Raw genomic sequence first — 22,270 nt, forward strand, 5'->3', positions numbered from 1 at the left:
CAACGAAAGAGTAGCGCATGCTACCGGACTTGTAGCATGCGCTCTAGGGAAGTTCTGGCTTTGTCGGCGACAGCAGGCGGTACGTAAATCTGCGGCTTCATCGTCTCCAGGCATTTGACCAGTTTCTTTAAATTATTGACCTTCATATTAGGGCATACTAGAAATTTCGTTGCAAAATGGAATTCCTTATCCGGACTATCCAAGCGGAGCTGGTATCCGGTACCGTCTTCTGTCCCAACAATGAACTGCCGGCGGTCCGATTTCCGGCAATATTCAAGAATCGAGGTGGTGCTGCCTACATAATCGCCCATGGCAACCACTTCAGGGCGGCATTCCGGATGCACCACAAACTCGGCTTCCGGATATTTCGCTTTCATTTCCACTACATCTTTAACGGTAAGCATATCATGAGTGTTGCAATAGCCTTCCCAGATAATCAGCTTCTTGCCCGTCTGGTCCTGGACGTATTGACCCAGATTCTTATCCGGCACCCAGATGATTTCTTCCGCATCGAGTGATTCGATGACCTTCACAGCGTTGGCAGAGGTACAGCAAATATCAGTCTCTGCTTTAATTTCAGCCGACGAGTTGATATAAGTCACCACTTTAGCATTTGGATGCTGTGCTTTCAGCTTGCGCAAGCCATCCACATTGACCATATCGGCCATCGGACAACCGGCGCGTTCATCAGGAATAAGCACAGTTTTGTTAGGCGCCAGAATCTTAGCGCTTTCCCCCATGAAATGAACACCGCAGAAGACGATCACTTCTGCATCGGTCTCCGCTGCTTTTTGAGCGAGTAAAAAAGAGTCCCCCCGAAAATCGGCAACCTCCTGAATTTCATCACGCTGATAATAATGAGCCAAAATGATTGCATTCCGTTCTTTTTTCAGCTGTTCGAGGCGCACACGAAGTTCGCGATTTTGTTCCTGCTTGCGCTCAAGCGCCAGAGCTTCCACGGTTAATTCTCCCCCTTATTTCTTCACGGCGTACGCCGGCTCTACTTTCGAATAGATTATATGTTCCTTGCGGATCTGCACAGCCACTCAGCTCTGCTATAGATAGTTATCCATTTATTTAATATTTAATCACTAATGTACACAAGGTTCCACCCTCTGTCAATGTAACCGGGAGTCGATCAAGCTGTACGGTAGGAAGCCTAAAGGCGAAAAAAATCCGGAGAACTTTAAGGTTCTCCGGACGAGCTTACGTAGCTTCATTCAGTTTAGGGGCTCTTTAGACGAGGCCTCCGCCGCCGTCTTTATTGCCGTCGTTAGAATCATTTCCATCCCCGGACTCCGGATTATTCGGAATATCCTTGGTCAGATCAGGAATTGTAGAAGAGGTGTCGTCCTTGCCTTGAATGCGGACACGCACATCACCAATAGAATCAATAACGGGTTCACCGGCTTCGTGTGTCACACCCGGAGTCTCTTCCGGTTTACCGTCTTCAGTCAGATAGCCTTGCTCGATCAATTCTCTAATCTGATCCAGTTCCAGCGTTTCTTTCTCAAGCAAGGTGTTGGCAATGAGGTGCATTTCCTTGGAGTGCTTGGTAAGCAGCTCCCGGCAGCGTTCATAGCTGCTACGGATAAAGTTCTGCATCTCCTGGTCGATTTCATAAGCGATGGAATCACTGTAGTTCTGCTCATGCCCGATATCGCGGCCCAGGAAGACCTGGCCTTGGGATGTACCGAACTGCATAGGTCCCAGCTTATCACTCATACCGTATTCCATAATCATGCTGCGGACAATACGCGTAGCCTGCTGGAAGTCGCTGTATGCGCCTGTGCCGATTTCACCGATGAACATCTCTTCGGCAACACGTCCACCGAGGAGTCCGGTTACTTTATCAAGCAATTCCTGCTTCGTAACAAGCATGCGGTCTTCTTTAGGAAGCATAATGACGTATCCGCCTGCGCGTCCGCGCGGGATAATCGTAACTTTGTGAACCATGTCTGCATGCTCCAAGAAGTAACCCACAATCGTATGACCGGCTTCGTGGTAAGCTACAATACGCTTCTCACGGTCGCTGATCACGCGGCTGCGTTTCTCGGTACCTACAATTACACGGTCAATCGCTTCATCTACCTCACGCATGGTAATATCCTTGCGGTTGCGGCGTGCAGCGAGCAGAGCCGCTTCATTCAGCAGGTTCTCCAGATCGGCACCGGTAAATCCGGTAGTGCGTTTGGCGATAACATCAAGTCTTACGTCTTTCGTAAGCGGCTTGTTGCGGGAGTGAACTTTAAGTACAGCTTCACGGCCTTTAACATCTGGGCGGTCAACTGTAATTTGACGGTCGAAACGTCCCGGACGAAGCAATGCCGGGTCAAGTATATCTGCACGGTTGGTAGCTGCGACAATAATAATGCCTTCGTTGCCGCCGAAACCGTCCATTTCTACAAGCAATTGGTTAAGTGTCTGTTCGCGTTCATCATGTCCGCCACCAAGTCCGGCGCCGCGCTGACGACCCACTGCATCGATCTCATCAATAAAGATGATACATGGTGCATTCTTCTTGGCATTTTCGAACAAGTCACGTACACGGGAAGCACCGACACCCACGAACATTTCCACAAAGTCGGAACCGGAAATACTGAAGAACGGAACGCCTGCTTCACCGGCAACTGCGCGGGCCAGCAAGGTTTTACCGGTCCCTGGAGGACCTACAAGGAGAACCCCTTTAGGAATACGCGCGCCAACAGCTGCGAATTTACGCGGATCCTTGAGGAATTCCACGACTTCCACCAGCTCTTGCTTCTCTTCATCAGCCCCTGCAACATCCTCAAAGCTGATTTTCTTCTTCTCTTCATTATATAACCGGGCCTTGCTCTTGCCGAAATTCATTACTTTGCCGCCGCCACCCTGTGCCTGATTGAACAGGAAGAAGAACAGGATGAACATAATAACCAGCGGAATGATGGAAGAAAGGAATGTCAGCCAAATGCTGTCACCTTCCATTTTTTTCGTAACCAGCTCTACACCGTTGAGGTCGCTGGCCCCAATAAGCTCATCAAGAGCCTTGTCTGTAGGAGGAACAAATGTGGAGAAATTTTTCGATTTGGCATCTGACGGCTGCTCTCTATATTCACCAGTAACGGCAAAAGCATTGCCTTCAAACTGAATCGTCATACTCTTCACATTATTGTCTTTCAATTCCTGCCTTAACTCATCGTATCTAGGGAAATCGGCGGATTCATTTCCATTGCTCACAAACTGGACAATGCCCACCACGACTAAAAATAAAATCAAATAAAAACCAGAATTCCGGATGAACCGATTCATCCCCTACCTCCTCTCACAACGCTCAAGTTATTGTACCATAGCCTGCCCAGAGTCCTCAAATGCTCAGTGCTCCGGAAATCTGATCCGTGGATCTAAGGCTGTCGATTAGTTCATTTGGAATAAATTTCAGGCTTCAGTACACCGACGTAAGGGAGGTTCCGATACAGCTCGGCATAGTCGAGTCCGTAGCCGACTACGAAAGCGTCAGGAATCACAAAGCCGGTATAGGCAGCTTCGAGATTAACGGTGCGTCCTGTCGGTTTATCAAACAGGGTAACCACAGAAATGGAAGCAGCATTGCGTCCTTGAAGCATTTCAATTAAATAACTGAGTGTAAGACCACTGTCGATGATGTCTTCGACGATCAGAACATCGCGTCCTTCAACTGACGCATCCAAATCTTTGATGATTTTGACTACACCGGAAGATTTGGTGGATGCTCCATAGCTGGATACAGCCATGAAATCCATCTCAACAGGTACTGTAATGACTTTAACCAAATCCGCCATAAAGATAAACGCGCCTTTCAGCACACAAATTACCAATGGCGTACGTCCTGCATATTCTGCGCTCAGCTGGGCGCCGAGCTCCCTGATTCTTTGTTGGATTTCTTCTTCGCTGATCAAGATTTCCTGAATATCGTTCTGCAACTTGCGAACCTCCTAAGTTATACTATGAAAGACTAACTTCGACCATTACGCTTCTTCGTGCTGCTCCATATCCTCCAGAGACAAGAGAAGAACCGAGGCCGTGTGCCGCCCTACTGCGGCATGCATCGAGCGCCTAACGCCCGGAATCCAGACGATATTGCCCAAACCATCACAAACAAGGGGAATCTCAGAGCGTTCGGAAGAAGGTATTTTATCATCAATGTAAATATCTTTTACCTTTTTGCTTCCGTTTAATCCCATAACCCTTATGGTATCTCCAGGCAATCGGGAACGAATGGTCAGCGGCAGGACCAGCTCATCGCTGTCAAACCAAGCCGACATCTTCCCATAGTCCTCCCCCTGTACTAAAAAAGTTTCTTTCTCCAGCACCGTCATCGTCATTACTTTTCCTAGTTCCGTCAGCAAAAGCCGGGAATCAGGCAAAGACATCCGATATGTATAACTAACCTTCCGCTGCGGAGGCTTGGACGAGAACAAAATTGTATCATATTGCCGCACACAGATCAGACCTCCACCCAAATCTAAACTCCATACGGTGGGGTGTTCCTGCAGCGTTCCCCGGCGTACAGCCTCGATCTTGGAAAAATCCAGGGTCGATGAATCCGCCGACAGATAATTTAATATTAGTTTAATCAAACGCCGTTGTAAAGCGGAGGGTATGGCCGCGAACAAAGCTCTCTTAAAGGTGTATTTTCCATGCTTCATCAAAACCAGCTCATCGAAGCATCTTGCTGCGTTCGCCTCCATAAATTCATCTTCGGCTCCGACAATTTCGGACAATTGCAGAAGCGACTGTTTGACTTTCGGGTTGTACTTTTCCAGTGAAGGCAGCACCTCCAGCCGGATGACATTCCGCTTATATTTGGTCAGCAGATTGCTGGCATCTTCGGCGTAGGGAAACCCTTCATCCCGGCATAACCCGACAAGAGCCGTTTTGTTAATACGCAGGAAGGGGCGGATGAGTTCCACCTTTTTTTCTGTCCTCTTCCAGCGCATTCCGGCCAGACCGGAAGGTCCGCTGCCCCGCAACAGGCGCATAAGCACCGTCTCCGCCTGATCATCGGCATGATGTGCCAGCGCAACAGAGCGTGCGCCATAGCGGTGCGCAGTCTCGATCAAAAACTGATATCGTTTCTCGCGTGCCGTCCCCTCGGGGCCAAGCCCGCTGCCTTTGGCGAGGGAAGGGATATCAAATTCGGCCAGCTCAAAAGGCACCCCCAGCTCCCGGGCCATTTGCCGGACGAACTCCGCCTCCTCAACCGACTCAGCCCTGAACCCGTGGTTTACATGGGCACATACCAGCTTTAGCGGTATCCGGTTCACAGATATTTCATGCAGAATACGCAAAAGAGCCACAGAGTCCGACCCTCCGGAAACTGCGACTACTATGGTGTCATGGGGCGCCCACAGCCTGTGCTCGGCTGCAGACTCCAATACGGATTCCACAAGCTCATTCATTTGCTCCATACGGTGCTCCCTTTCTTGCCCTATCATTTACACAATCTTTGACCGGCATGGCCAGCATTCCGGTATATGTATGAGATCAAAAACGCAATACCCAATAAATCGTAAAAGCCAGCACAAATAACGATAACCCAAACGCACTTTTTAGCCAGCGCGGGGTCGCCATGGCATCCTTCGGCTGTTTGCGCGTTCCGTATATATGAACCTTCCAGATCTCAGCAGCCTGCGCCGAACCGGGAAATCCGCCTTTTAGTGCAAGACACAGCCAAGAGGAGAGCTTCCTGTCAGGCAAACTTTTGGCCAGCTTAATCAGTTCATCGACGCTTCTTGTCTGCGGCAGCTGCTGGGCAGCGGCTTTCAGCCCGTCTTCATTAAGCAAACGAAGGCAGAGAACGGCAAAAGCAAACAGATCATAATTCTCGTCGCCGGTACGGCTGCCTGCATTCCAGAATCCCCGGTCATGCCATTCGGTAAATTGCTTCACACTGCGTCCCATGGGACTTGCGCCGCCATAGTCGATCAGTTCGGCTTCGCCGTAATGTGATACCATTACATTCTCGGGCTTGAGATCACCAAACACAAAACCGCATTCATGCAGCGTCTGCAGCTTCTCTAACAGCTTCAGTCCAACCAGACCCAGCCAGGAGATCCCGTTTTTAGCCAAAAAATGGTGCAGCTGTTTACCTTCAACGTAGCGCATCACATAAAAAGGGGTATGCTCTCCATCTTTGAAATCATCCGACTCCAGCAGGTAAGAGGACAGCGTAGATTCACGGCGGGCGCGAAACTCACTTCGCTTCCGGCAGGATTGCAGCGAGGTCAGCACGTTGATTTCCGACTGCAGCTCAAGCGTATCGTTTCCGATCTTGAGCGCATACCGCTCCCGTCTGCCTTCTCTTTGCACGAGATATACGGTTCCATTGGCCCCTCTTCCCAGCATCCGTTCAATGACATAACGGTTCCCCCGCCATTTGCCGCTAATAACGGTACCGGCAGGGTAGGGCGGATTAGACGACATACCCACCAATCATCCCTTCTCTTTCATCGTGATCCCTGCCCGGAAGGCGGTCACGGTGTTCATCCAGTGTATCACAACGGTAATATTCGAGCACCTTGAAAATAGCCGGACCTGTAGGCGTGGCTCCCCTCATTTTCAGCTTGGAGAACAGCGAGCGGACCTGCGACACATTACTCGTCCAGTCCATATCCAGCATGGCCTCCTCACTGCTCGAGCGCCCGGGAAAATGGAACACGGAAATCTCACTGCTTCCTTCCCGCGCTTCCAGGCTGAGGGCCAAATCACGGATAGCATCCTCTACGGCTCCCAGTTTAGGCTTCATACTTGCGCTTGCGTCAATCAGCAGTGCGATGCGCAGCGGCGAAGTTTCTGTCAGCTCATCTACGACGGTAACGACCTGCGAACGTTTCAACGGCGGCAGCTCTTCCAGCGAGCCTTCGCCGAGTATTTTTTTTACCTCTTTATTAACCGCCTGCTGAATGGTCTGAACCACAGTTTTGCGGGTCATCATCTGGATGGTCTGCGCCAGCTGCGGCGTTCCGACAATCCGGCTCAGTCCGCCCCCTGCTTTGGCAATATCGGAAATCTCCCGGCTTCCCAGCTCGCCAATGGTTCCGTAATCGACCACGCCAACCACGTTAACGGTGATTCCCTCCTGCCGGGCATGCGCCGCAGCCATCACCGGACTCTCCCCCACATTGGAACATCCGTCCGTAATGAGCAGAATTTGCTTCATGACCGTTCACTCCCCTTTGCCTTGTTATCTGTTTCTAGCATATCCAAGGTTGAGAGATTTCAAACGCCGCTTAGCGGAGATATTCAGATAAAAACAATAGTGAACTCGGGGAACTGCGAGGAACTTTTGGGCTTCCGATCGCTGTTGTCCCCGGATTTATTGAATTGGCCACATGGTGCAAATCCGGGGACAAAGGCGAACGCTGACGCTTCTCCAGCTCCAAAATTCCTCTCCGTCCCATAGATTCACGTTATGTTTGAAATCTGAAAAAGAACGCCGCTGAGCCAGCGGCTTTTGAAACGGGGCTGCGCAAAGGGCGGCGGAGTAGATGAGGCCCCGCCGAATTAGGATACTCCATTGCTTCCATATATAGCTCACGAAAGAATAACGTGAGTTAGATGATAGATTACCTTACTAGCTGACCGTGCGCGGCCGCTCCATCCGGCCGATGCCAGGCATATGCAGGCTGGACCATTCCGGATGATAATGATCGACCCGGCTGACGATAATGGTCATGTCATCATGGATTTCATTGCCTTGATAACGGATAACCTTTTCCAGCAGGCTGTCGGCCATATCCTGAGGATCATCTCCCTCCAGCTCCTGGATTAACCGCTTCATCCATATTTCTTTATTAACGGCATATCCGGGCGCATCATAAATACCATCGGTCATCATAATGAGAATATCACCCGGACGCAGCTGCATGCTGATCAGATCCACCTCAATGTCTTTTATGATTCCGATCGGAAGATTGCTCGAAGTAATCGGGATAACTTCGCTCCCCCTGCGGATAAAGGAAGGCGCAGACGCGATTTTCATAAAAGTAGTATGCGCCGAATACTGGTCGATCAGCGCCATATCCACCGTCGCATAGAACTCATCCGGAGAACGCAGCAGCAGAATGGAATTTACGGACTTTACCGCCAGCTTCTCGTCCATACCGGACTGCAGCAGCTTTTCCAGCATAGATAACGCGGCACTGCTCTCCATCCGGGCACGCTCTCCGTTACCCATCCCGTCGCTGATGGAAACAGCAAATGTGCCATTTCCAAGCTCTACGGTGCTGAAGCTGTCGCCGGAGAACATATCGCCTCCCTTGGCTGCCCCCGCAACTCCAGTATTCACCTCATAAGCTTTGGCAGATCCAAAGGTGACCATCGACAGTCCCTCGCGGGGATGCACTGCGGTTTCACTTACGACTGCAATATTCTCCTCCAGAATATCGGATAACAGCGGCGCAACCATCTTGCGGCACTCATCAAAGCCGCGGGTATAAGCATGAACCACTTCTATTTCTACCCGGCCGGGATCAAGGCTTAAAATCTCAATCGAATGAATGGACAACCCCAGTTTCTCCAGCGCCTCACGGATCTGGGCCTCCTGCCGGTACATTGCCTGGCCTTCACGTTTGATCTCCTTCGCCAGATCCTCCATCACCTGAGATACACCCGAAAGCTGCTCGGCAACAAATTGGCGGCTGTCGTATATTTGTCTTTTCCAGCGCATATCATGCTGGTATAGCTCATACTGGCCCTTCATCACTTCCAGCACCTCCCCTGTCTTGCCGCAAATCCGGCTCCACTCGGGCGGAAGCTGGGCTGCGGTGATGTCCGGGCATTCTTCTACGGTCGTCATCATATCTGTCATATACCTGTACGTCTGATAAAACTTCGTGTCCCAGCAATGCGAACGCCGGATACAGCCGGCGCAGGCACCCTCAGTTACGGTACTCATGAAGTCTTCCATTTCACGTTCACTTTTACCGGCTTCCCCAGCCCGGGGAATCTGCCCGAAGCTGCTCGACAGCTGCTGGAATACCTGCGAGAACTGGGTTACCCGGTCTGCTGTAATATCTCTCACTCTTCGGGCATATTCATGCTGTGACCGGCTGTGATCCGGTGTGCCCGGCACATATTTGGCGATGGCAGAAATAATCCCCTTTGGTGTTAGAAGAAACAACAGCACGGCAGCGCAAGTCTCCCAAGTTGAAGCCATCACATCACCCGGGCCCAAGAAGTAGACCGAAAGTATAGTTGAGCCCAGCAGCATCCCGATCGAGACTGCCCCTTTGCGCCCGGACTGCATCATCCCGGCCAGCATTCCGGAGAAAGCCAGGAGACTCATCTGATAAATGGCTCCGATATCAGCCAGGCTGAGGATCAGGCCGGTGACTACCCCGACGGCAGCACCGAGCGGAGCTCCACCGGCGAGAGCAAACAATAGAATAAGAAAGCGTGACAGAATATGTTCCAGCGACAAGCCGTTTATGGTCCAGCCCACAAGGCCGGTCATGACGGAAGCCAGCAGAATAATCAAGCAGAGAACTTCATCATTCCGCAGCGCCCGGCTCCTTTGCTTGTAAGTAAACAAAGGAAGCGCCTGCAAAAATACCAGTGTAAGCACAAAGCCAAGCAGCGCATCAAGTGTCGACATCATCAGCGGGTACCAGGCAATCGAGGGACCCATAATAATCCGGAACAGTCCGACCATAAATGAGGATACAAATACCATCAGCGGCGCATAGGACAGATCAATCCGCTGGAAGCTCTCAAAACCTTTGTACAGCAGGTAGAAGATAATTAGCTCTGCGGCAATCACTACAGCTCCGGGGAACGGGGTGAACAGACTGCCGAGGATCGTGGCTGCAGCCACCGGAAGTATGGAGTCTTTACGCATAAACACAATGACAGCAAAGTAAGCTACAGCAAAGGGTGACAGCTCGTCCAAAATCATTGCCCGTCCCAGCATAAAGCCCATTAAGCTCAACAGGAACATCCATTTCTTCACTGTTAAAAACTGAAGCAGCGGTTGATTCCTACCCCAGCTCTTTAGACGCATGCCCCAGGCTTCCTTCTGCTCCTTGTCTTTGCTTCCCGCTTTTGTCCACTCCGGCAAATTGACCACATTGCTTTTATCCATTCCTCTGCACCACCCGTTTAAGAATTTATGGTTCTCATTATATAGCGGGGGTCTTAAGAAAGTTTGTCAGAAACAGAGAGCAAACTGTAAAAAATTTCCGACAAAAAAGCCTGTCCCGACAAAGCACCCGCGAAGCCTCTCGATCCCATGCGGGGCATTGGATTGATAGACTCGACCATCGGATTGCCGCAAGACTGTGCAGAGGCCAGCGGCAGATTTTCGTCAGCGATTGCTCTGGTGTTATGTGAGAATGAGATAGATGCTGTCGGCAATTTGCCGGGCAACGACAAAAAAACCGCAAGGGCGAAAGCCCCTGCGGTTATTTATGATGTGCAAGTAGATTATACGCGTTTGGCTCCACGGCCTCCGCGCTTTCCTTCTGTGTTCTTCTTGATCGAAGATATCCGTTCTTCGCTGTCTTTCAGGAAGCGTGACATTTTATCCTCGAATGAAGGTTTACCGGCTGCAGGCTTGAATGGACGCCCTCCCCGTTCACGATTGAAACCACCACCACCGCCGCCGCCTCCACCACTGCCGCCACCGCCGCCGAAACGGTCTCCACCGCTTGGACGTTCTGGTCTTGGAGCTCTAGGGGGACGTACTTCCGATGCCGGCTTATCTACAGCCTGCTTGATGGAAAGCCCGATCTTGCCGTCCTTGTCAACGTTGATCACCTTGACAGTTACTACATCACCAATCTTTAAATGATCGTTAACATCCTTGACGTAGTTATCGGCGATTTCCGAAATGTGAACGAGACCTGTGACACCTCCTGACAGATCCACAAATGCTCCGAAATGCGTGATGCCTGTCACCTTGCCTTCTAACTTGGTGCCCACTTCAATTGCCATAGAATAAAATGATCCTCCCTTAAAAATATACAGACGAATATAAAGTCCATCCAGTCTGCGGTGATTTGATTATACAGTAAAGAGCAAAGCAAGGCAACACAGCGAAAGCCTCTTTTGGCCTGCTTTATTGTCCTGATTGTTCGGGACGAATAGGCTGTTCCCCTAACGGATACATATTGTACCATTTACGCGCCAATTGGCCGATATACTCGTCATCGTTAAGTCGTGACACTTCGTATTTCAGTTGATTGAGAGAAGCCGTAACTCCCTCGCTGCTCGCCTGCTTCTTGGCCAGCTGTTCACTCTTGTCCGCAATTGCCGCACTCTGGGCAAAGAAAATATAACCGGCCCAGCCCAAAAAAACTGTAACCATGACCGCCCATATGAATCTTCTTCTCTTCGCGCCTGCAGCCAAGCCTTTGTTATTGCTACTCTTCTCTTCTGCAGAAAATCTGTTCATGCAGCCTACCCCCAGTTCAATCTCAGCGTTTCCACCATGCAGTCAACCACTCAGACAATCTCACCATCCAGGCACTGTGATAGAGCCGGGACAAAGACGGAGAGATCCATCTTACTGGAAGTACCCAAATTGGCTTCGTTAGACGCAGCAGCAGCTTCAGGATAAATAACAGGATCCGGCACAAGAGCAGCAGCGTCCCCCTCAGGAGGCGCCAAAGCCAGCGAAGCGGCATGCCTATTACGATTTCTACAGCTCTCCATAGCAGCCTGCACGTATACTGAATCGACTGAATTAACATTACCACAAAATGCCGCACCGTAACACTGAAGAGTAAAAAATAAATCCATACGCCTAGAAAGAGGCCAAGAAAGACATAAAACCTCAATTGTCCCTGATTCCCGGCATAAAGCATCCGGAAGACGAGGAGTGCCGCCCACATCCAATACAGCAGATCCAGCAGCGCATTCAGCCATTTGGGAAAGCTTAATTTCAGCGACAGCACCCGGTAGCTGTCATAGGCCAGTCCCATGGCTGTGCCGGCCAGCATCATGTAAAGCAGGGTGATCCACTGAATCGCGGGATTCATTTAAACAGTTTGCCGAGGATGCCTTTGTTTTTACTCTGTGCTCCGGGATCAAGGTAAATCAGGGAATGGACGTTGCCCTCCAGAGACAAAAGCCCATTCTCCAGACTTAGATTCTTGATATGTAAATGATTTCCGCGAATGGTGAGATGGCCAAGTTCCGTGCGTAGCAGAAACTCCTCGCTGTCGAAGCTCTCCACATTCTGCACGCCTGTTAGCTCCAATTGCTTGCGACTGCGCATGTGCAGATCGTGCTGTTTATTGACTTTGACTGGCTCGATCATAGCATGTACCCCTCCTTCTTGTTTCTAATCTATGGTGGAAGAAGAGGTTATAGAACAGAGGCTTTTAGAATTTCAAAAGACCGATAGAACTCCTGCACGAAGCCAACAGAGTTCTATTATTATTAAAAACAAAGAGGGTATTCCGGCCACTTCTGGCTACAGGAACACCCTCTTGCTTGTGATCTGCTTATCCTTACAGCGCTTTTACCAGTCGAGACCGTTGCTTTTGGCAACAGGCTCTTCTCGGAGCAGCGTATACATGCCGGCGGCCTCATCCTTGCGGGTCGTTTCCACCAGTTTCTCCACTTTGACCGTTACTAGCTTTTGACCGAATTGCACTGTAATCTCGTCGCCGATCTTTACCGTACTGCTCGGTTTCGATTCCTTCCCATTAATCAGCACCCGGCCCTGTTCGGACACATCCTTGGCCACAGTGCGGCGCTTAATCAAACGGGATACCTTCAGGAATTTGTCCAGGCGCATTAGTTGACGGCTTCTTTAAGCTTGTTGCCAGCCTTGAAGGCCGGTACAGTGGATTCAGGAATTTCAATAGGTGTGCCCGATTGCGGGTTGCGGCCGGTGCGGCCGGAACGTTTGCGGGTTTCGAAAGTACCGAAGCCGATCAATTGGACCTTATCGCCTTTGGACAGTGCATCTGTAATTTCACCCAGCACGCCGTTCAATACGGTTTCTACATCTTTCTTTGCCAATCCGCTTTTTTCGGAAATGTTGTTTACCAAATCTGTCTTGTTCATAATTTGAAGTTCCTCCTAGGATACAAAAAAATAAATGAAACGCGATAAGCTGCTAGGATATGCCGCGAATCGTCATTTCGTCTTTAAGATATTCTGGATGCCGCCCGAAATTCCTGCCGCAAACACTCTATTTTTTTAAAATTAAGAGAGCAGTCCAGGCTCAGGCACTATTACATTATAAACCTCTCACCGCATTCCAAACCAGAGAGTTAAGCCCCATTCACATCATTGCCTCTTCCTGCAGCCCCTATACTGCAAAAGGCTGGGAAAGCGACGCCTATATTAGAGATGCTCAGAATCAATTTTTTTGCTCCTTGACCTTTGCCTCCTGCCACAACGCTTCCATCTCTTCTAGACTGCTGTCCAATAGACGGGTGTTCCGGCTTAGCAGCTGCTGCTCAATATATTGGAATCTAGATACAAACTTGCGGTTGGTACGGGTTAACGCCTCTTCCGGGTCCGCACCGATGAAGCGTGCAGCATTGGTCGCGGCGAACAGCAAATCCCCCAGCTCCAGCATTTGCTCCTCCGCCGGTGCGCCGGATTCGATAGCCTCCTGAAGCTCATCAACCTCTTCGCGGATTTTAGCCAGCACATTGCCAACGTTGTCCCAATCGAATCCTACTTTTGAGGCCTTTTTCTGCAGTTTGTAGGCCTTCATCAGCGCAGGCAAATCACGGGGAACACCACTCAGCGCGGATTCTGCTTCCGGTGTTACGCCTTTAAGCCGTTTTTCCTCGGCCTTCATGCCCTCCCAGTTCTGGAGCGCTTCCTCGGCATCTGCAGCATTCTTATCGCCGAAGACATGCGGATGGCGGAAGATCAGCTTGTCATTCAATCCTTCAATGACATCATAGACATTAAAGGTGCCCTGCTCCTCCTCCATCTGGGAATGAAGCAGGATCTGCAGCAGCAGGTCGCCCAGCTCTTCCTTCATATGGTCCGGATCATCCTCATCAATCGTTTCCAGAACCTCATAGGTTTCCTCAATCAGATTTTTGCGCAGTGATTCATGCGTCTGCTCCCGGTCCCATGGACACCCTTCCGGACTGCGCAACGTATCGACAATTTCATGTAAGCGGGCGAATGTGCGTTTTCGTGCACTTTCAGCGCGGTTGGCCGGAACATAAATCAGCGAGAGATTGCCGTACCCTTCCAGGCGGTCCAGCTCATACAGCGGTACCCGGAGAATACGTTCTTCCTTATCCACTCCAAGAGCATGTCCTACGATTACCTCATACTCCGGCGGATAACAATCCATCAGACAGAGCTTGGTTTCGGAAGCCGTGAAGCTGTCGTAGACCTGGCCGATCAGCGTATGCAGCTCCGGCTGAAGCTGGGAACTGCGGATACCGGAAGCATCCAGAAGCTGAAACCCTTCAATCGGGTCGAAGCCAAGCCGTACGAATGCCTCATCGAGAAAGCTTTCCCCGCCGAGAATGTGCAGTTCTACTCCCGCGCCCGGGCAGCGCTCCCGCAGCAGGGATACCGCCGATTCTGCAACCATGGGATGCCCCGGGACGGCATAGACAATTTCCGTACCCTGCGGTGCGGAACGCGCTTCCTCGATTAATTTCGCCGTAATGGCTTCATACACCTCAGGAAACGAGGACAGCGATTCATACAGCCCGTCAAAGGACTGGGAAGCTATTTCAAGCTCTGTTAAAGCTGCCATCACCGGATGCTCTGCGGTCCGGACATAAACGGCGGATGCGGATTGCAGCTTCTTGATAATGCCCAGGGTCAGCCGGTCGGGATTGCCGGAACCGAGGCCAACCACGGTTAATGTTGCGCTCATACCTGTCTCCACTCCTTCTGCACTGCCTTGCCGCTGAGGCTAAGGCAGCTTTGTATGTACTGCAATATAGTAATCTCATGCTTAAGAGATAACGGTTGGAACCCCTAGCTGCGCCTTAAGGGAACAGGCGCAGCTTCTTCAGCTTGTCCGCAAGCCGCGGGCCAAAGCCCGGAAGCTGGCGCAGCTCGCTTTCGCTGAGCAGCCGCAGGGCAACAGCGCCGGCCGCGAAGACGGCGCAGCCTGCCAGCACGCCGAGCAGGCTCTGCGCCAGGGCTGCGGTACGCCCGCCGCCGAAGCCGATGGCTGCGGCCGCACTGCCAACGCCGAGGCTTACGGCTGCGGCGCCCAGGCCAAGGCCCGCGAGCAGCAGCGCGGGCTTCACCAGGGCATCTGCGAAGCGCAGCCGCAGATGGCCCATACGGTACAGCAGCAGCACATTCAGCGCTGCTGCGAAGAGATGTGCGGCCACGCTGGCGATGGCTGCGCCGGTAATGCCCTGCTGCGGAATCAGCAGCAGGTTAAGGGCCGCCTTGAGCACCGCGGCGGCCAAGAGATGTATCGCCGGCGCGCGCACGGCGCCCAGGCCCTGCAGCAGCGCGGAGGAGATGATGCTGACCGTACCGCCAGCGGCGGTAAAGGCCAGCCAGGTCATCGTGCCGCTGCCGACAGCATCACCGTACAGAGCCACATTGACCGGCTCTGCAAGGACGGCCAGGCCAACCGAAGCGGCCAGGCCCAGCAGCCAGAACCAGCGCAGCGACAGGCTGCAGCGGGTCTGGATCAGCCCTAGATCTCCGCGGTGCTTCGCCTCCGCGAGTGCCGGGATGAAGACCACTGATAACGAAGTGGCCAGCATCGTTACCATCTGAACAAGCGGCAGGCCGCGATTGTAGATGCCGAACTGCGCCATCGCCGCCGCTTCACTGACAGTTGACGACAGCAAACGGGGGACGGTAAATACATCGACCAGCCCGATAAGCGGTATAGCCAGCGTTCCGAGCATGACTGGAATACCATAGCCCAGCAGCTTGCGGGCCTTGGCTCCTGTCTGCTCCCGGATATTGTCCGCAGCAGAACTCCGGGTCCAGGCGGTTTCAGCGGCAGCTGATATCGCCAGCTCAGCCGACTGCTGCGCTACGCTCACACGGCGGCGGTAATTCTGCCAATACAGCAGCATGACAATCAGACCGGCCGCTCCGCCGCCAGCCGAGCCAATCAGCGCACCCGCCGCGATGGTGGCCGCATCTGCTCCCTTCCCGGTCAGATACAGCAGCAGTGCGATCATAACAGCTACCCGCACCGACTGCTCGACAACCTGCGACACCGCGGTAGGGACCATATTATGCAGTCCCTGAAAATAACCGCGCAATGCGGCCATAAGCGGAACAACAGCAAGCCCTAATGCGCTGCAGCGCAGCGCGGGAATGACATGGGAGTTGCCGACCCACCCGGCGATAACCGGAGCCCCAAGATAGGCAAGGGCCCCGATCACAAGGCCGCTGATGACTGTAATGGCCGCTGACAGCAGCAGAACCCTCCGGCCTTCGCTTTCATCTCTGTCGGCCGAGGACTCGGCCACGAATCTGGCGATTGCAGACGGCAGACCCAGCATAGCTATCGTTATAAGCATCGTGTACAGGGGATTAACCGTGTTGTATATGCCGAACACGGCGTCTCCCCCCAGATTTTGCAGCGGAATTTTCTGCAGCGTACCGATCAGTTTGGAGAGAATGGCTGCTGCGCTGAGAATAAATGCGCCTTGCAGTAATTTAGAGCCTTGTGTACCAGATTTCATAAAAGTACCTGCTTCTACAGCGATAACTGCCATAATGGGATGAATTTCTATATTATAACGCATGGAGGCGCGTAAGTAGAAACGGTTTTGGTTGCATTTACACGGACGGCCGCATTTTTCTGCAATCCGCATCTTCTTATCTTTTCCAAAATGGAATGTCAAAACCCCGCCCTCCCTTTGTATCATACCAAAAGGAAAGCGGGGTCCATAGTATCAAAGCTGTTACTGCTCCATCTGCTTGCCCAGAAAAGCGGCTGCCGTTTCGGCCATTTTGATTTCCATTTGCGCCATTTTTACCGAATCATCCTTGTTCAGCAGCACTACACAACCGATGGGGTCCCCGCCTGAGATGATGGGAGCAGCTACATAGCTCGATATTAATTCTGCATGATCTTTACCGATGTCATAGCTGCCTGCATTCGTTTCGAGCACGGTCTTGCGGCTGTCCATTACCTTCTCCAGAAGCACACCCACCTGTTTCTCGAGATAATCCTTTTTGGAGCCTCCGGCAAGGGCGATAAAAGTGTCCCTGTCAGTAATCATTGTAATATGCCCGGTGCCTTCATAAAGCGACTCTGCATATTCCTTGGCGAAATCGCCCAGCTCACCAATGGGGGAATACTTCTTCAGTATGACTTCACCGTCGCGATCGACGAAAATTTCCAACGGATCCCCTTCACGAATACGTAGTGTGCGTCTGATTTCTTTAGGGATAACAACTCGACCGAGGTCATCAATACGACGTACAATTCCAGTAGCTTTCATTTCACATGTTGCCCCGCTTTCTTAAGAAGTATGGTCCAACTACTGTCCATTAAGGGAATGGATAATCCCAGTGATTTATCGTAATATCTGACCATAGTATTCATCTCTTCCCAGTTCCTTATACATCCTCTGGAAGGTATAACATTAAATATCCTTAATCCGCAGACTTCCGGCGCACCCCTCCCCGTTATGTGCTATTTTTAACATAATTATACATTATAATTTACAAAATAAAGCCATCCCTCGCTTTGAAGCGTCAGGATGGCTTGTCCGTGCAAATGGTTTATTTGGCTTCTTGTGTAGCCTCTGGTGAGGCACTTGGAGCTTCTGTAGCTTTAGTTCCGCTGTTTGTTCCGGACTCAGAGGCAGCAGCGGAGCTTTTCGGCAGATTGATTTTGATTTCCAGGTCTTTCAGATTGTTTTCGAGGAAGGACTCCACGCTCTGCGAAGCCAGCGAGCTTTTGATTGCTTCCTTTTGTTCACCGGTCAGCTTGTCAAAGGTTGCTTCTGTACGGCTCTCCACCTTAATGATGTAATAACCCAATTTTGTTAGCACTGGATCACTGATTGTATTCAGCGGCAGTGTCTGGGCTGCTGCCTTGAACTCCTCCGAATAATTGCCCAGAAATACTTCCTTCAGCTGGCCGCCAGCTTCCTTAGACGCGGTATCGTCGGTGTATTGCTTGGCGATTTCCGCAAAGTCCGCTCCACCGTCAAGCTTAGCCTTTACCTCCTTAGCCAGCTTAAGTGCGTCTTCCTCGGTACGCTCTTTTTTGTTGGCGTCGGTCAGTCCGATCAACACCTGACGAAGAGTAGCTACAGTGAAATCGCCTTTGATTACTTCAAATTCCTTCTTTACTTGGTCATCGGTTACTTTGAGCAGCATATCCTGAAAAACCGTAAGCACACGCACCATATAAGTCCGCACATCGTCTTCCTTCAGATTCTGCTCCTTTAATACGCTATCAAAGGTGTCACCCAAACGGCTCTTAAGATCAGCTAATTGCACATCGGCTTCCTTCTCGGCCTGCTTCTTAGCCTCATCTGTTGCCTTGCCGGCCAGATGCTCAAAGGCCACTTCCTGGTTCAGAATAGATTCCTTGAAGGTATCAATCTCCAGGTACTGGGCCTGCTGCGGGGAGAGGAATTTCATGACACGGGTGTCTAAATCGAATTCCTTCTCAGTAATGGTTCCCCCTTTGTAGGTAGCGTACGCTGTGCTGCTATCATCAGCTGCATTATTATTTTTATTATTGTTGTTGCTGCTGCAAGCAGAAAGCATAGAGAAAGAAAGAGCCGCTGCCAGTGAGACCAGCAGCACTTTCCAGGATTTTGTTTTATTTAACGACATCATGTAGTTCTCCCTTCAATTTTAGAGACTGTTTGGCCGCTGCCAGAAACTGCTCTAACAGATCAAGCAGCGCCTTATCGTCAAGATCCTTCGACTTGATGCGGATACTGGCTTTTGCATCCCTATCAAATTGTACACGTCTTTCAAAGCTATTTCCAACTTTGGCAAGCTTGGCCGTATCAAAGGCCCCGGTGCTCCCTTCATGGAAGTTCAACGAAACATCGTCACCACGACGGATCATTGATTCCAATCCATAGAGCTTTCCATATACCTTGAGACGGGCTACGGACAGCAGATTGACTACGGCCTCCGGCAATTCTCCGAAGCGGTCAAGCAGTTCATCCTCCAATTCCCCAGCGTCCTCAAAAGTGGAAACCGCCGCAACCTTCTTGTAAATTTCGATCTTCTGGATGCTGTCGTAGATATACTCGGATGGAAGATACGCATCAATTGACAAATCAATGACCGTATTGCCCTGCTTCAGCGAAGTATCCTCTTCTCCCAGTACAGTGACCTTACGCTTACGGATTTCTTCCGCCAGCATTTGCGAATACAGGTCGAAACCGACGGAAGCGATAAACCCGTGCTGCTCCGCACCAAGCAGATTGCCCGCTCCGCGAATGGAAAGGTCGCGCATGGCAATTTTGAAGCCGGAGCCAAGCTCCGTAAATTCCTTGATGGATTGCAGGCGCTTCTCCGCGACCTCAGTCAGCACCTTGTCCCGCTGATACGTGAAATAGGCATAGGCAATCCGGTTAGAGCGTCCTACACGTCCACGCAGCTGATAGAGCTGCGATAGCCCCATTTTGTCGGCATCATGGACAATAAGCGTATTGACATTCGGAATATCCACCCCAGTCTCAATGATACTTGTGCTCACCAGCACATCGTATTCTCCGTCAAGGAAATCGAGTATGGTCTTCTCCAGCTCCGATTCCGACATTTGGCCGTGGCCAATGCCGACCCTTGCTTCCGGAACGAGCATGGAGATTTGGGCGGCCATTTCCTGAATGCCTTGAACGCGGTTATAAAGATAATAGACCTGTCCTCCACGGGCCAGCTCACGTTCCACCGCTTCCCGGGTAAGCGTCTGACTATGTTCAACCACATACGTCTGCACGGGAAAGCGGTTCTCCGGTGGTGTCTCAATGACTGACAAATCCCGCACGCCAAGCATCGACATATGCAAGGTCCGTGGAATAGGCGTTGCAGTCAAGGTGAGCACATCGACATTGGTCTTGAGCTTCTTGAGTTTTTCTTTATGGGTTACACCAAAGCGCTGCTCTTCATCAACAATTAAAAGACCGAGATCCTTAAAGACCATATCCTGCGACAACAGCCTGTGTGTGCCGATTACTACATCTACCGTTCCCTGCCGGACACCCTTAATGGTCTCATTCTGCTCTTTGCGGCTGCGGAAGCGGCTCAGCACCTGAATGTTCAGCGGATAATTGGCAAACCGCTCACGGAAGGTTTCATAATGCTGCTGCGCGAGGATTGTGGTCGGCACCAGCACGGCAACCTGCTTGCCTTCAATCGCTGATTTGAAGGCTGCCCGGATCGCCACCTCCGTCTTGCCATAGCCAACGTCTCCGCATAGCAGCCGGTCCATCGGACGGTTCTGCTCCATATCCTTCTTGATCTCTTCGATAGCACGCAGCTGATCTCGGGTTTCGTCATACGGGAACATTTCCTCGAATTCACGCTGCTCCTGCGTATCCTTCTCAAAACCATAACCCAGAGCACTTTGGCGTTCGGCGTACAGCTTAATCAGATCATCCGCGATATCCTGAACAGAAGAACGCACTTTATTAGTAACTCGCGTCCACTCGTTTCCGCCAAGCTTGTATACCTTCGGTTCTTTATCTTCCGATCCGACATATTTCTGAATCAGATCTATCTGGTCAATCGGTACAGATAGCTTATCGCCACCGGCATATAGAATATGCATATAATCCCGGTGAATTCCGCTGACCTCAAGTGTGCCAATCCCCATATATTTGCCGATACCGTGATTCTGATGTACCACGTAATCGCCGATTTTGAGCTCGGTATAGCTCTTGATCCGTTCTGCATTGTCAATTCCTTTGGAAACCTTGCGCGCCTTGCGCTGCTTCTGGGAGAACATCTCTCCTTCAGTGATCACGGCAAGATGAATGGAAGGCAGCTCAAAACCGGAGCCCAGATTCCCGTGGACAATAGTAGGCTCTTCGATGCCATAATCGTACAGCACCCGGCGGACCCGTTCCATCCGCTCCTCGCTGCTCGCCAGCATCACGACCTGCACACCCGACTTATGCCAGCGCTCCATCTCCGATTTCAGCACATTCATCTGGCCGTGGAAATCCTGCATGCCGCGGCTGATAAATCCAAGGATGTTCTGCGGCTGGATATGTGGAACCTGGCGCAGGAAAATCGACATGAACAGACTCTGGAATGGGCGGCGGTACATGATAGCCTCATTATCTACAGAAAGATGAAGATCAGGCAGATTCTTGCCGTTCTGCAGCAAATGCAGGTTCCATTCTGACTCGTCCCGCTCCAGCTGTTTCGCCGTTTCCAGCAGTCTGGCCGGCTCATCCATAATAAGGAGAGTATCCTGTGCCATATAATCATATAAATGGCAGCGTTCAGGATATAACAGACTGATATATTTATAGACTTCAGGGAAATAGGTGCCCTGCCGCAGCATCTCCAGCTCCCGGCCCATTTCCTCACGCAAACGTAGCTTTGCCTGCCGGTCGGTCATTTTCTCAAGCTGGCGTTCCAGCATCGCAGCCGCTTCAGAGGCTGCCGAATCCTGGCGGGACTGGTCTGCGATGATCTCCTTAGCCGGTGTGATCTTCACACTGCGCACCTTGTCGATGGATCGCTGGTCTGCAGGATCAAAGGTTCGGATCGAATCGATCTCATCATCAAACAGCTCTACCCGATAAGCCAGTGAAGAGGTCATTGGATAGAAATCGACAATGCCCCCCCGAACACTAAGCTCACCGCGGTTCTCTACCCGTTCAACCCGTTCATAACCCATCATAATCATTGACATTAGAAAATCATCGAGAGAGAGGGTTCCATCCTGTGAAACGGTTAATTGTGCCTCTGCCATCACATGCGGCGATGGAAGCAGACGCCGGACGCCGGAATAAGGCACAACCACAACGCCACGGAAGCCCTGCGCACATTTGGTCAGGACATCTATCCGCTGAGCGAGCGTCTCAGGGCTGGAGACAGCCGCTTCAGCGGCAACCAGCTCATTGGCAGGGTAAAGCAGCACGCGATCCGGAGAAAGCGCTTCCTGCAAATCCTCAGCCATCTTCTGGGCCGAGAACATATTATGGGTGACTATAAGCAGCGGCCGTTCGGTTTCTTCATGCAGCGCCGCCAGCATAATTTGTCTGGCCGAACCGGACAAACCTGATATTAGCTGCTCCTTCATCCCTACGGCAACACCGCGGGTGACAGACTGAAAATCAGGATCTTTGGAAAAAGCTTCTATAAGACCTTGTAACAACAAAAGACACCTCTCTTA

The 22,270-nt window shown here is 51.3% G+C and carries 18 protein-coding genes; all 18 read right to left on the bottom strand.

What is annotated here, in order from left to right; all coding sequences use genetic code 11:
- Window positions 1–20: 20 nt before the first annotated feature.
- On the bottom strand, window positions 21–959 hold the full coding sequence (nadA, locus tag AC3WT9_RS32475) for a quinolinate synthase NadA (protein ID WP_038584425.1): 939 nt from the start codon (window positions 957–959) through the stop codon (window positions 21–23).
- Window positions 960–1,236: 277 nt separating this feature from the next.
- Window positions 1,237–3,288 (bottom strand): ATP-dependent zinc metalloprotease FtsH, encoded by a 2,052-nt coding sequence (gene ftsH, locus AC3WT9_RS32480; RefSeq protein ID WP_341089042.1) that lies wholly within the window; start codon window positions 3,286–3,288, stop codon window positions 1,237–1,239.
- 110 nt (window positions 3,289–3,398) lie between these two features.
- The gene (hpt, locus tag AC3WT9_RS32485; protein WP_038584418.1) at window positions 3,399–3,938 is read right to left on the bottom strand and encodes a hypoxanthine phosphoribosyltransferase; all 540 of its coding nucleotides are present in this window, start codon (window positions 3,936–3,938) and stop codon (window positions 3,399–3,401) included.
- Between the two features lie 45 nt (window positions 3,939–3,983).
- A complete protein-coding gene (gene tilS, locus AC3WT9_RS32490) occupies window positions 3,984–5,426 on the bottom strand; it encodes a tRNA lysidine(34) synthetase TilS (RefSeq protein WP_341376985.1) in 1,443 nt (480 codons plus the stop codon).
- A 76-nt stretch (window positions 5,427–5,502) separates the two neighbouring features.
- Complete coding sequence (locus tag AC3WT9_RS32495) at window positions 5,503–6,441, bottom strand: serine/threonine protein kinase (protein WP_445744938.1); 939 nt, start codon at window positions 6,439–6,441, stop codon at window positions 5,503–5,505.
- Window positions 6,431–7,177: a vWA domain-containing protein gene (locus tag AC3WT9_RS32500; RefSeq protein WP_341089039.1), complete on the bottom strand. Its 747-nt coding sequence runs from the start codon at window positions 7,175–7,177 to the stop codon at window positions 6,431–6,433. The genes AC3WT9_RS32495 and AC3WT9_RS32500 overlap by 11 nt, the downstream gene beginning before the upstream one ends.
- Window positions 7,178–7,591: 414 nt before the next feature.
- Window positions 7,592–10,099 carry a stage II sporulation protein E gene (gene spoIIE / locus AC3WT9_RS32505; protein ID WP_341376984.1) on the bottom strand — a complete coding sequence of 836 codons (2,508 nt, stop codon included), beginning with the start codon at window positions 10,097–10,099 and terminating at the stop codon, window positions 7,592–7,594.
- 341 nt (window positions 10,100–10,440) lie between these two features.
- Complete coding sequence (locus AC3WT9_RS32510) at window positions 10,441–10,950, bottom strand: S1 domain-containing RNA-binding protein (protein ID WP_341089036.1); 510 nt, start codon at window positions 10,948–10,950, stop codon at window positions 10,441–10,443.
- A gap of 124 nt (window positions 10,951–11,074) precedes the next feature.
- A complete protein-coding gene (locus AC3WT9_RS32515) occupies window positions 11,075–11,410 on the bottom strand; it encodes an FtsB family cell division protein (RefSeq protein ID WP_341376983.1) in 336 nt (111 codons plus the stop codon).
- A 22-nt stretch (window positions 11,411–11,432) separates the two neighbouring features.
- Window positions 11,433–11,996: a spore cortex biosynthesis protein YabQ gene (yabQ, locus tag AC3WT9_RS32520; RefSeq protein WP_341089033.1), complete on the bottom strand. Its 564-nt coding sequence runs from the start codon at window positions 11,994–11,996 to the stop codon at window positions 11,433–11,435.
- Complete coding sequence (yabP, locus tag AC3WT9_RS32525; protein WP_076113635.1) at window positions 11,993–12,277, bottom strand: sporulation protein YabP; 285 nt, start codon at window positions 12,275–12,277, stop codon at window positions 11,993–11,995. The genes yabQ and yabP overlap by 4 nt, the downstream gene beginning before the upstream one ends.
- Before the next feature lie 204 nt (window positions 12,278–12,481).
- Window positions 12,482–12,760 (bottom strand): RNA-binding S4 domain-containing protein, encoded by a 279-nt coding sequence (locus AC3WT9_RS32530; RefSeq protein WP_150275633.1) that lies wholly within the window; start codon window positions 12,758–12,760, stop codon window positions 12,482–12,484.
- Window positions 12,760–13,032 carry an HU family DNA-binding protein gene (locus AC3WT9_RS32535; RefSeq protein ID WP_038584392.1) on the bottom strand — a complete coding sequence of 91 codons (273 nt, stop codon included), beginning with the start codon at window positions 13,030–13,032 and terminating at the stop codon, window positions 12,760–12,762. The genes AC3WT9_RS32530 and AC3WT9_RS32535 overlap by 1 nt, the downstream gene beginning before the upstream one ends.
- A 298-nt stretch (window positions 13,033–13,330) precedes the next feature.
- Entirely contained in the window at window positions 13,331–14,830 is a 1,500-nt protein-coding gene (gene yabN / locus AC3WT9_RS32540; protein ID WP_341376982.1) for a bifunctional methyltransferase/pyrophosphohydrolase YabN, read from the bottom strand.
- Between the two features lie 115 nt (window positions 14,831–14,945).
- A complete protein-coding gene (locus tag AC3WT9_RS32545; protein WP_445935376.1) occupies window positions 14,946–16,625 on the bottom strand; it encodes a putative polysaccharide biosynthesis protein in 1,680 nt (559 codons plus the stop codon).
- A gap of 222 nt (window positions 16,626–16,847) precedes the next feature.
- Window positions 16,848–17,390: a stage V sporulation protein T gene (spoVT, locus tag AC3WT9_RS32550; RefSeq protein ID WP_038584386.1), complete on the bottom strand. Its 543-nt coding sequence runs from the start codon at window positions 17,388–17,390 to the stop codon at window positions 16,848–16,850.
- Window positions 17,391–17,673: 283 nt separating this feature from the next.
- Window positions 17,674–18,744 carry a peptidylprolyl isomerase gene (locus AC3WT9_RS32555; RefSeq protein ID WP_341376980.1) on the bottom strand — a complete coding sequence of 357 codons (1,071 nt, stop codon included), beginning with the start codon at window positions 18,742–18,744 and terminating at the stop codon, window positions 17,674–17,676.
- Entirely contained in the window at window positions 18,728–22,252 is a 3,525-nt protein-coding gene (mfd, locus tag AC3WT9_RS32560) for a transcription-repair coupling factor (protein WP_341097493.1), read from the bottom strand. Before mfd ends, AC3WT9_RS32555 begins: the two co-directional genes overlap by 17 nt.
- Window positions 22,253–22,270 lie beyond the last annotated feature (18 nt).

The organism is Paenibacillus sp. EB106-06-01-XG199, from assembly GCF_058791575.1.